The 10546-nt window shown below is 63.7% G+C and carries 14 protein-coding genes; 6 read left to right on the forward strand and 8 right to left on the reverse strand.

Features of this window, described 5'->3' with window-relative positions:
- Positions 1 to 406: MFS transporter (locus WAN71_RS18880; protein ID WP_422226790.1), on the reverse strand; the 406-nt coding region annotated here is incomplete at its 3' end.
- Positions 407 to 436: 30 nt separating this feature from the next.
- Positions 437 to 934 (reverse strand): bacterioferritin, encoded by a 498-nt coding sequence (gene bfr, locus WAN71_RS18885; protein WP_422226791.1) that lies wholly within the window; start codon positions 932 to 934, stop codon positions 437 to 439.
- A 437-nt stretch (positions 935 to 1371) separates the two neighbouring features.
- On the opposite strand from bfr, the gene WAN71_RS18890 reads away from it, so the two are divergent.
- Positions 1372 to 1557 carry a (2Fe-2S)-binding protein gene (locus tag WAN71_RS18890; RefSeq protein WP_422226792.1) on the forward strand — a complete coding sequence of 62 codons (186 nt, stop codon included), beginning with the start codon at positions 1372 to 1374 and terminating at the stop codon, positions 1555 to 1557.
- A 25-nt stretch (positions 1558 to 1582) separates the two neighbouring features.
- Here WAN71_RS18890 and WAN71_RS18895 read toward each other — a convergent pair whose 3' ends face one another.
- From WAN71_RS18895 to WAN71_RS18905, 3 genes are read right to left on the reverse strand one after another with little or no spacing between them, the layout of a single operon-like run.
- Positions 1583 to 2341, reverse strand: a complete 759-nt coding sequence (locus WAN71_RS18895) for an enoyl-CoA hydratase/isomerase family protein (RefSeq protein ID WP_422226793.1) — start codon at positions 2339 to 2341, stop codon at positions 1583 to 1585.
- A 9-nt stretch (positions 2342 to 2350) separates the two neighbouring features.
- Complete coding sequence (locus WAN71_RS18900; RefSeq protein WP_422226794.1) at positions 2351 to 3049, reverse strand: hypothetical protein; 699 nt, start codon at positions 3047 to 3049, stop codon at positions 2351 to 2353.
- Positions 3050 to 3108: 59 nt separating this feature from the next.
- Positions 3109 to 4044 (reverse strand): hydrogen peroxide-inducible genes activator, encoded by a 936-nt coding sequence (locus tag WAN71_RS18905; RefSeq protein ID WP_422226795.1) that lies wholly within the window; start codon positions 4042 to 4044, stop codon positions 3109 to 3111.
- Between the two features lie 104 nt (positions 4045 to 4148).
- On the opposite strand from WAN71_RS18905, the gene WAN71_RS18910 reads away from it, so the two are divergent.
- The 4 genes from WAN71_RS18910 to WAN71_RS18925 are packed head-to-tail and all read left to right on the forward strand — an operon-like array spanning position 4149 to position 7080.
- Entirely contained in the window at positions 4149 to 4736 is a 588-nt protein-coding gene (locus WAN71_RS18910; protein ID WP_422226796.1) for a peroxiredoxin, read from the forward strand.
- Positions 4736 to 5272 (forward strand): alkyl hydroperoxide reductase, encoded by a 537-nt coding sequence (locus WAN71_RS18915; RefSeq protein ID WP_422226797.1) that lies wholly within the window; start codon positions 4736 to 4738, stop codon positions 5270 to 5272. The genes WAN71_RS18910 and WAN71_RS18915 overlap by 1 nt, the downstream gene beginning before the upstream one ends.
- Before the next feature lie 24 nt (positions 5273 to 5296).
- Positions 5297 to 5776, forward strand: a complete 480-nt coding sequence (locus WAN71_RS18920) for a nucleoside deaminase (RefSeq protein ID WP_422226798.1) — start codon at positions 5297 to 5299, stop codon at positions 5774 to 5776.
- Entirely contained in the window at positions 5773 to 7080 is a 1308-nt protein-coding gene (locus WAN71_RS18925; protein WP_422226799.1) for an alpha-amylase family protein, read from the forward strand. The genes WAN71_RS18920 and WAN71_RS18925 overlap by 4 nt, the downstream gene beginning before the upstream one ends.
- Here the strand turns inward: WAN71_RS18925 and WAN71_RS18930 are convergent.
- Positions 7077 to 7508, reverse strand: coding sequence for a DUF1810 domain-containing protein (locus WAN71_RS18930; protein ID WP_422226800.1), 432 nt, complete (start codon positions 7506 to 7508; stop codon positions 7077 to 7079). The genes WAN71_RS18925 and WAN71_RS18930 overlap by 4 nt on opposite strands.
- Here WAN71_RS18930 and WAN71_RS18935 point away from each other — a divergent pair, their 5' ends adjacent.
- The gene (locus tag WAN71_RS18935) at positions 7509 to 8768 is read left to right on the forward strand and encodes an alpha-hydroxy acid oxidase (RefSeq protein ID WP_422226801.1); all 1260 of its coding nucleotides are present in this window, start codon (positions 7509 to 7511) and stop codon (positions 8766 to 8768) included. It begins immediately after the preceding gene.
- An 882-nt stretch (positions 8769 to 9650) separates the two neighbouring features.
- On the opposite strand, the gene WAN71_RS18940 is transcribed toward WAN71_RS18935, so the two are convergent.
- The gene (locus tag WAN71_RS18940) at positions 9651 to 10163 is read right to left on the reverse strand and encodes a nitroreductase/quinone reductase family protein (RefSeq protein ID WP_422226802.1); all 513 of its coding nucleotides are present in this window, start codon (positions 10161 to 10163) and stop codon (positions 9651 to 9653) included.
- A gap of 84 nt (positions 10164 to 10247) precedes the next feature.
- The coding region (locus WAN71_RS18945) for a hypothetical protein (RefSeq protein ID WP_422226803.1) at positions 10248 to 10546 on the reverse strand (299 nt) is incomplete at its 5' end.

The raw sequence follows: 10546 nt of genomic DNA on the forward strand, positions 1-10546 counted from the left end.
CCGTGACGGTGATGGCGCCGCCACCAAGACCCTGCAGCGCCCGGGCCCCGACCAGCATCGCCATAGACTGCGAAACGCCGCACAGCACCGATCCGACGACAAAGAACGTCACCGCCGCCTGAAACACCCGCTTGCGGCCGAACAGGTCACCGAGTCTGCCGGCCAGCGCGGTGATGATCGTTGACGCCAACAGATAACTGGTGACGACCCAGGACTGATGGCCGGCCCCGCCCAGGTCGGCGACGATTGTCGGCAGCGCAGTGGCGACGATGGTTTGATCCAGCGCCGCCAGCAGCATTCCCAGCATGATCGCCAGGAAGACGAAATTGCGTCGCTGCGGACTGATCAGTGTGCTGCCGGATTCGGCATCCGGCCCGGCAGTGGTTTGCGCTGTCGGGCTCGTCATGGCTGCTTCCCCCGTCAGCGTGAGTAGGGCTCAGTGCCCGGCTTGTCCGGTCGTCGGCGGCCGCGCGACACACTGAGCCAAGTAGAGCTCTTCACCGAGCTTGCCCATCAACTCCAACTGGGTCTCGAGATAGTCGACGTGGTTTTCCTCGTCGGCCACAATCCCCTCGAGAAGGTTGGCGCTGGTGGTGTCTTGCTTCTCTCGGCACATGATGATGCCCGGTTTGAGCCGGTCCAACACGTCATGTTCGATCGCCAGATCGGCCTCGAACTGCTCGCGCAGGGTCTGACCGATGCGCAATGAAAACAGGCGCTGGTAGTTCGGCAGCCCCTCCAGCAACAGGATGCGATCGGTGATCGCCTCGGCGTGGCGCATTTCGTCGAATGACTCGGCGCGAGTGTGGCCCGCCACTTCGGTGAAACCCCAGTTTTCCTGCATTTTGGAATGCAGAAAGTATTGGTTGATCGCGGTGAGCTCACTGGTCAATTGCTCATTGAGTAGACGTAGAACGTCGGGATCGCCTTGCATTATTACTCCTGTCTAAATTGCCACCGCGGTCATTGCGGACACGCTACAGCAGGCCAAAGCCGTTGTCACCCAAGGTAATACTCACTCAGGTCAGCTTTCCCTAAGTAAAGCAAGCCTAGGTTGAGTGAAGCAACTCATTCTCGGAGTTCATTGGCTGCGTGGGTGGTCGTACTAAGCGGGTTTGTGCGTAGGCCAACGGTGCCCCGCGGGTGCACGCGTCAGCGGGAAAATTGCCCATTGCGAGCACCGGCTCTGACTATTCTCGTCGGCAAAGGCGGTGGCCGCAAAGCAACGTGGCTGCCGCAGGCGACCCAGCGGTTGGTGCTCCAACAGCCCGGTACGCTAAAGCGCTGGTCAGCGGCACGTCGACTGGGCTGAAGTGCGCTAACAACTTAGGTTAGACTGCACTAACTCACTTAGGTTAGACTCCACTAACAATGTACGTATGCCTGTGTGTCGGTGCGACAAGTCAGACTGTGTCTGACGCTGTCGCGCGCGGGGCGTCGACGTCCAAAGAGGTCGCTGCGGCCTGTGGGGCCGGCACTGATTGCGGACGTTGCCGGCGCACGTTGCGGGCGATCATCGCGGCCGCCGCGCAGTTGGAGACCAGCGGTTCGCGGTAGCGGGCTTCTTCGAAAGTCGTAGCGATCAGTTGCCGCGCCGGCCGGTGAAATCGGCCAGCGCCTGCGCGTTGGCCTGACCGCCCAGCAACTGGGCGAACTGGGCATTTTCCCGAGCGGTTGCTGCCGCGATTTCCGGTTGAGTCGGTTCGACGATGGTTCGCTTGACCGCGATCAAGCTCGAAATCGGCCGAGCGGCAAGGATTTCGGCGTGCCGGCGGGCGTCAGCGATCAGCTCGGACGGCTCACACACCTTCCATACCAGGCCCATTCGCAGCGCCTCTTCGGCGCTCACCCACTCCGAGGACATCAACAGCCAGGCGGCGTTTTGCCGGCCCATCAACTGGGGCAGCAGATACGACGACGCCGCTTCCGGCGCCACCCCGAGGCTGGTGAACGGGCACTTCAGCCGAGCCGTCGACGACATGAACGCCAGGTCGGCGTAGCCGAGAATGGTCGTGCCGATCCCGACGCCGACGCCGTTCACCGCGCAGATCAGCGGCTTGGGAAACCGGCTCAGCGCGTCGATCATCGTGGTGAAATGCGATCCTTGACGGGCCATTTGCGGATCGGTGATGCGTGCTTGCATCTCATTGAGGTCGTTGCCGGCGCTGAATGCTCGTCCGGCTCCAGTCAACAGCACGACAGCGATTTCGGGGTCGCCGGCGGCTACCGCCAGCGCTTCCGCGGTGGCCTCGTAGAGCGCCTCGTTGAAGGCGTTGAGCGCCTCGGGCCGGTTCAGGGTGAGGGTGCGCACCCTATTGTCGTCATCGCTGCGCAGTATCACGGTGTCTCCTCATGTCGTGAACGGTGTTTTCAGCACGTAGCGGCTGGTCGGCACCGTGTCGATGTTCTCGTTGGCGCCGAACGCCGATGTGCTGGCGACCATCCGGCTCAGCCGGTGTTGCAGGTCGGCATCGTCGGCGGCGCCGAAAAAGGCCTTCAGATCGGTGATCGCCTCGGCCGGGAACAGTTCTTCGACGATGCCGGCCAGCGCTGGTGCGTCGGGCGTGAGCGATCGCACCACGGCGTTCTGGGTGTAACCGAACGTCGACTGCGTCTCGATCGCCACCGGCGTGTGGTCGCGCTGCCAGCGGGTCAGCCAGCTCGCATGATCCAACTCTGCGGGCCGGCGCAACAACGCAACGTTGGCCAACCCCGTTGTGCGGCTGCCTAGTTCGAGCGGTGCTTGCAACGGAACCGATTCGGTGACCAGATAGGCGGCGAGGTGGTCGCACTCCGCCTCGAGCAGCCGGAGCGCCGCCGCGATCTGATCGCCGTAGCACTGCTGGGTCCACATGCTCACCACGGCCGCCACCGGCGGGTCAGAGGTGGTCAGCGTCATCAGTGAATGACGCACCGCCGCGTCGCGGACATTGACAGCGAAACCGGCGACGCCGAGCCCAAGAATGGCATCGGCGACCGGTCCGCGCTGCCGTTGGCACCAGTCCTCGTCGCGGTCCGCGGCCATCAGCACCGCAACTACCTTTTCCATAACCGAAACCTAATCCGAGTGGTCCCGGGCGTTCACCTCGGGCGCCGATGGCGATGCCGCTAGCGTGCCGGGCGTACCTGCTGGTCGCTGCCGACCAGCTCGCCGATCAGCTCGGCAAGCTGACGGTAGGGCCCTTCGCGGACGCTGGATGAGCGAAATACCAGCCCGATCCGGCGGCCGGGACGGGGTGTGGCGAAGTAGGCCAGTTCGAGCCGGCTGTGCGCGGTCTCGACGGGCACCGCGCTCTGCGGGATCAACGTCACTCCCAGCCCGCCGGCAACACATTGCACCGCCGTCGCCAGCGACGCCGCCCGGGTGTTGGCGAGCTCGGCGTGCACGCCCGCCTTGCGGCAAACGTCGAGCGCCTGGTCACGCAGGCAGTGTCCCTCGTCGAGCAGCAGCAACGGCAGCTGCGCCAGCGCGGTCAACGGTACTCGGCGCTTGCCCGCCAGCGGATGCCCGGGCGGCAGCGCGAGCACGAAATCTTCGTCGTAGATTGGGATTTCGGTGATGCCGCTGGCCTCGGCGGGCAAGGCGATCAGCGCGGCGTCCAGCGATCCTTCGCGCAGTCCAGTGAGCAGCCGCTCGGTCTGGTCTTCGATCACCCGCAAGGTCATCACCGGCAGCCGCTCTGCCAGCCCCGCCAGCACGGTCGGCAGCACATACGGCGCCACCGTCGGGATCAGCCCCAGCCGGATGCTGCCCTGCAGCGGATCCGAGGCACCTGCGGCCGCGGCGGCGAACGCGGTCACCGACTCGATCACCGCTTGCGCCTGCGGCAGCAGCTGCGCGCCTTCCGCGGTCAAGAAAACTCGACGGGTCGACCGCTCGACCAGGTGCATTGCCAGACCGGTCTCCAATGCCGACAGCGCCTGCGAAAGCGTCGACTGACTGACGCCGAGGGTTGTTGCGGCGGTGCCGAAATGCTGCTTTTCCGCGACCGCGACGAACGCCCGGAGGCCCGCGATCGTCGGCTGATAACTCTTATCGGTCATGCCTATCAGTATAGTGGGACATATCACCTTTAACTCTAAGTCAAGTTGCGGCAGTATGGGCGTTGGAAAACTTGACTTGATCCAATCTTCCCCAAAGGAGTGACATGGCACTGCTGACAATTGGTAACCACTTCCCCGCCTACCGGCTGACCGCGCTGATCGGTGGCGACCTGTCCAAAGTGGATGCCGAGGCGCCCGGCGACTACTTCACGACCGTCTCCAGCGACGACCACAAGGGCAAGTGGCGGGTGGTGTTCTTCTGGCCGAAGGACTTCACCTTCGTGTGCCCGACCGAAATCGCCGCGTTCGGCAAACTCAATGACGAGTTCGAGGAGCGCGACACGCAGGTTCTCGGGGTTTCGGTTGACAGCGAGTTCGTCCACTTCCAGTGGCGTGCCCAGCATGAGGATCTCAAGAAGCTGCCGTTCCCGATGCTTTCGGACATCAAGCGCGAACTCGTCGAAGCCACCGGTGCGCTCAACGACGAGGGTGTCGCCGATCGGGTCACGTTCATCGTCGACCCCAACAACGAGATCCAGTTCGTCTCGGTTACCGCCGGTTCGGTGGGCCGCAACGTCGACGAGGTGCTGCGGGTGCTCGATGCGCTGCAGTCCGACGAGTTGTGCGCCTGCAACTGGCGCAAGGGTGACCCCACGATCGACGCCGGCGAAGAGTTAAGGAAGTCAGCCTAATGAGCATCGAAAACCTGAAGGACGCGCTGCCCGAATACGCCAAGGACCTCAAGCTCAACCTCGGCTCGATCAGCCGCAGCACCGTGCTGAACTCCGAGCAGCTGTGGGGCACCTTGCTAGCCAGTGCCGCAGCGACGCGGAATACCCAGGTGCTGACCGAGATTGGCGCCGAGGCGGCCGACGACCTGTCGTCCGAGGCCTATCAGGCTGCGCTGGGCGCCGCGTCGATCATGGGCATGAACAACGTGTTCTACCGTGGCCGCGGCTTCCTGGACGGGAAGTACGACGACCTGCGTCCCGGATTGCGGATGAACATCATCGGCAACCCGGGCGTGGACAAAGCGAACTTCGAGCTGTGGTCGTTTGCGGTGTCGTCGATCAACGGGTGTTCGCATTGCATGGTGGCCCACGAGCACGCCCTGCGCGAGGCCGGCGTCGAGAGAGAAGCCATCCTCGAAGCGTTGAAGGTGGCCGCCATCGTATCCGGCGTCGCGCAGGCGATTACCACGGCTCAAACACTGGCGGCGACCGGCTAGACACCGCCCGTAGACTTCGGGTCTGTGGTCGTGAGCCAGGTCGATCTGCAACGTTTGCGTCGCTGCGTCGAACTCGCCCAAACCGCGCTCGACAATGGGCACGGCCCCTTCGGCGCGATCCTGGTCGACGCCAAGGGCCGGATCCTCTACGAGGACCGCAATCGAGTCACGGATGACGACCAGACGCTGCATGCGGAGTTGGGGGTCGTCCGATGGGCGGTAGCCAATTTGGCTCCGGTTCATCGGATTCGGGCCACCGTGTATACGTCCTGTGAACAGTGTCCGATGTGCGCGGCCGCGCACGCCTGGGCGGGTCTCGGGCGCATCGTCTACGCCACGTCGTGCGCGCAGCTGACCCAGTGGCTGACCGAGTGGCGGGTGCCCACACCGCCGGTGGCCATGTTGCCGGTCAACACCGTGGCACCCAAGGTGGTGGCTGATGGCCCGGCGCCCGAACTCGAGGCGGAGATGAAATCCCTGTACGAAGCCAGGTACAGGCGGTGACGGTGCCGCCTTGGGTCCGGCATGTGATCTGGTGGCATGTCTACCCCCTCGGGTTCGTCGGTGCGTTCCCGGCGACGGCGCCTCCAGATCTAGGTGAACACCGGCTGCGACGGATCGCCGGTTGGTTCGACCACGCCATCCAGCTCGGTGCGTCGGGGGTTGCACTGGGACCGATCTTCGCCTCGCGCACACACGGTTACGACACCACGGACCATTACCGGATCGATCATCGGCTCGGCGACGACGACGACTTCGACTACCTCGTCGGCGAGGCGCATCGGCGGGGCTTGCGTGTGCTGCTCGACGGTGTGTTCAACCACGTCGGTGTCGACTTCCCTCGCTATCGCGAAGCGACGCACGACGATGCGGCAGCGCGCTGGTTTCGCGGGCGCCCCGGTCACTTTCACACTTTCGAAGGACATGATGGTCTGCTTACGTTGAACCACGACAACCCCGAGGTCGCCGACTACACCGCCGACGTCATGGCGCACTGGTTGCGACGAGGTGCTGACGGCTGGCGCCTAGACGCTGCTTACGCTGTGCCAGAACAGTTTTGGGCTGCTATCTTGCCGAGAGTTCGTCAGCTCCAGCCCGATGCCTGGTTCGTCGGAGAGCTGATCCACGGTGACTACGCCGCCGTGGTTCGCGCAGCCGGGTTCGACTCCGTCACCCAGTACGAACTATGGAAGGCGATCTGGAGCAGCCTCAACGACGAAAACCTCTACGAGCTGGACTGGGCAATGCAGCGGCACAACGATTTCGTGCAAAGCTTTCCGCCGTTGACCTTCATCGGCAACCACGACGTCACCCGCATCGCCAGCCAACTTGAGCGTGCTGAACACCTCGCCCATGCCCTGGTGATCCTTATGACGGTGGGTGGCATTCCCAGCATCTACGCCGGCGACGAGCTGGGCTACCACGGGATCAAGGAGGAGCGATTCGGCGGTGACGACGCGGTGCGTCCCGAATTCAGCTCTCCCCCAGCGCAACTGGATACACATGGGGCCGAGGTATGGCGGCTGCATCAATACCTGGTCGGCCTGCGCCGACGCCACTCCTGGCTGCATGCCGCGTCGACATCCGCGTTGCGACTGGATAACCGCCATTACGTGTACCAATCACAGCACGGCGACGACGCGCTGATAGTCGCGCTGAACATCGACGACGCCGCACTACAGGTCGTGTTGGGCGAGCTGGGCGTGGGGCAGGCGCAAGTCATCGCCGGGAGTGGCATGCCGCCGGAGGACGTCGTCGACGTGGTTTCGATCGAGCCGCATGGCTGGCGAATCCTGCGGCCCGTCTAGGTCAGCCGCTCTACCGTGAGTGGATCTTCCTCGCCGTCGTAGTACCGCTCGAGCAACTCTACAAAGTCCTGATTGTCTTGGGTCGCGTGGGCAAACAACGTCATCGATGAACGGACCTTCAGGTCGTCGGGAGAGCCGAAGATCTCGCCGATCGAGCGGCCTTGCACGGCGTTGACCAGCCGCACGCATTCGTGCAACCGCGGTCCGAGCAGCTCGTGCCGCAGATATGCTCGGGCTTCGTCGAGCGAGGAGATCGCGTACCTGGCCGCCGTCGGACTGCTGCCCAGCCCGGCGACCTGCGGGAAGATAAACCAGATCCAATGGCTGCGCTTGCGGCCGACGCGCAATTCGTCGAGGACGGTCGGGTAAACCCGTTCCTGCGCATCAATGAAACGCTGCAGATCAAATGAGTCGCTTGCGGATTGCATATGACCTACCGTGGCACAGTGGTCAAACGGCGGATACCGAAGGTCCACGACCTCGCACCGCTGATCCGGTTCCGCAAACCCCGGTTCGACCGTGTCCAACGCAGACTCGATGACGCGCAGACCATTCATGATCTGCGGCGCACCGCCAAGCGGCGGACTCCCAGGGCGGCTTTCGATTACACCGACGGCGCGGCAGAGGATGAGATCTCTCTGGAACGTGCGCGACAAGCCTTTCGCGACATCGAGTTTCACCCGACGGTCCTGCGCGACGTCAGCAACGTCGCGACCGGCTGGAAGGTGCTGGGCCAACCGGTGGCGCTGCCATTCGCAATCGCGCCGACCGGCTTCACCCGGCTGATGCACACCGAGGGCGAGATCGCCGGTGCCCGGATGGCCGCGGCGGCTGGGATCCCGTTCTCGCTGTCTACTCTCGGCACCGCGTCGATAGAAGAGGTGGCCGCTGCTGCTCCGCAGGGCCGCAGGTGGTTTCAGTTGTATATGTGGCGCGATCGAGACCGTTCGATGGCATTGGTGCGACGGGCCGCCGACGCCGGGTTCGACACCCTGCTCGCCACCGTTGACGTCCCGGTCGCCGGTGCGCGGCTGCGTGATGTCCGCAATGGGATGTCGATTCCGCCGGCGTTGACACTGCGCACCGTCCTCGACGCCGTGCCGCGCCCGCGCTGGTGGTTCGACCTGTTGACCACCGAGCCGCTGGCCTTCGCGTCGCTGGATCGGTGGTCGGGCACGGTGGGCCAGTACCTGGACACCATGTTCGACCCCAGCCTGACCTTCGATGACTTGGCGTGGATCAAGGCGCAGTGGCCCGGCAAGCTCGTCGTCAAGGGCGTCCAAACCCTGGACGACGCCCGCGCCGTGGTCGATCGCGGCGTCGATGGCATCGTGTTGTCCAATCATGGTGGCCGCCAACTTGATCGGGCTCCGGTGCCGTTTCATCTGTTGCCCGCTGTCGCGCGTGAGCTCGGCAAGGACACCGAGATCCTGCTGGATACCGGCATCATGTCCGGCGCCGACATCGTCGCCGCGATCGCCTTGGGGGCACGCTGCACGCTTATCGGGCGGGCCTACCTGTATGGGTTGATGGCCGGTGGCGAAGCGGGCGTTCGTCGCGCTATCGAGATACTTTCCGGACAGCTGACCCGCACCATGCGGCTGCTCGGTGTCACCTGCCTTGAGGAGCTCTCGCCCAAGCATGTGACGCAGCTGCGACGGCTGGTGCCGGTCACGCCGCCGGCTTGAGTTCTTGTCGGACGGTGGCCCACCCACGCCTCCAACCTCAAATGCCTGTGCCGGCTGCAGCAGTGCGTCAAAGCAATACAGACCCGACCCAACCCCAATGCGCTGCCCGGCGCTCCGACTAAACCCAGCCGGCAGTCTGCTTATGTCGCTTACATCCGATCCGGGCGGCACGGCGGTAGGGAGGAAGGTGAACCAAAGGCCCGCAAGCACCGCGAGCTTACCCGCGATTGGGTCCGCGCCACTTCCTCCAGAGATTAACCGAGCCCCATACAAGCAGGATGGGGCCGACTATCCAAAGATAGAGATCCTTGCTTCGCCAGTAGGCTTTGCCGTTACTCACGTGGACATCCAGCGTCGAGCCGGGTTGCTCGTATCTGTTGCCGTTGCCGAACGGTGGCCTGATTGGACCGTTCTGCGAACGTCCGCCGATGCTCCACGTTCCGTTGCAATATATGTTTGGATCTTGGGTCAAATCTCGGGCCCAATCTGTGTGCAGCCTCCCGAGTAGCCCGCCTACTTCGCAGTGATCGACTGTCGCTGTCGTTGGTGTGCCGACCCAATATCCATAAGAGGAGTACCCAAAGTAGGCCGATGCGCCAACGCCCAACGCCACCAAGAGAATGCCCGTCCACATTCCCGTAAGAAGGGACCGGAATCCCGCGGGCTTTCTGCTACCGCTTCCTGTTTCCGGCGCAGCATTCGCCGGCTGCGGTCGCGGTGACTGTGCCGGTAGCAGATCTGAACCGCGCTGCTTACCGTGCGGACGTTTGAGATCGGCAACTCGCTTTTCGGCGTCATCCTGATCCATCAGCAAATGGTGTCACCCCAGGCCTGGGGCTGCAGGAAGATGACACAAGCCTGCCAATGACGCTGACTGTGTCGTTATCGCCTGGTCAATTCGAACACTCGTAGTTCTCGGTCCGTTCGGCTTCGGTAGGCATCGTAGTTAGCTCCGTAGTCGGCGAACTTTCTGAAGATGCGGTCGTGCTCGGCGCCCGTCAACTGGGTTGCGACCACCGCTATTTCCTTTCCTCCCATCGTTACCCAGGCCTTCGGGTCGGCCAGCAGGTTCCACGACCACGCGGGGTGAGTGGCCTGTCCGTAGTTGCTTCCGACCAGGAAGAGGCGATCGCCTTCTCGCATGTAAGTCAGTGGTACCTCCCGTCGCTCACCCGACTTTGCGCCGGTGGTGGTCAGCAATAGCAGCGGAACTCCGACTGGGCCAAAAATCGTGAGGCGACCGTTGCTTCGGCGCAGAAGTTGGCGGTCCACCGGGGCGAGTTTGCGGATACACCAGGCACCGAACTTCGTGCTAATAAGGGCGATTATCGGTCTCTTGAGCGCCGAGGGTGGTTCATGACCCCACCGCACATCTGGGAAAGCATCATCGTTCACAGCGCCATGCTATTCACTCACTTCGACAGGCCGGGGAAAGTTCGCCAACGACGAACCGCCGCCTTTCTGATGTGGAACGGCCTGTCAAGTGGGCGATTGGGCTTCGAGCGTTGCCGGGCTGATGTCACGGGCATTGTCCTCGTCCAGTCCGGCCAGATGACGCCACGAGGAGATCGCGTGGCCGGTGAATTCGGTTATGCGGCTCGCCGTGGTGGTGTCCCCGGACGCTACGGCGTGCGCGTTCTGGGCATGCACGACGACTTTGTCCAGCGCCGTCAGAAAGTCGTTGTCCACGAACGTGGTCGACTCGGACGCGGCTAGGGCCGCACGCACTCCGCGGCCGCCGAGGGTCGCGGCCGCCGCGCGGGCGGCACTGCCGGGAG

Origin of the sequence: Mycobacterium sp., from assembly GCF_049280035.1 — a bacterium.
In the GTDB taxonomy this organism is placed as follows: Bacteria; Actinomycetota; Actinomycetes; order Mycobacteriales; family Mycobacteriaceae; genus Mycobacterium.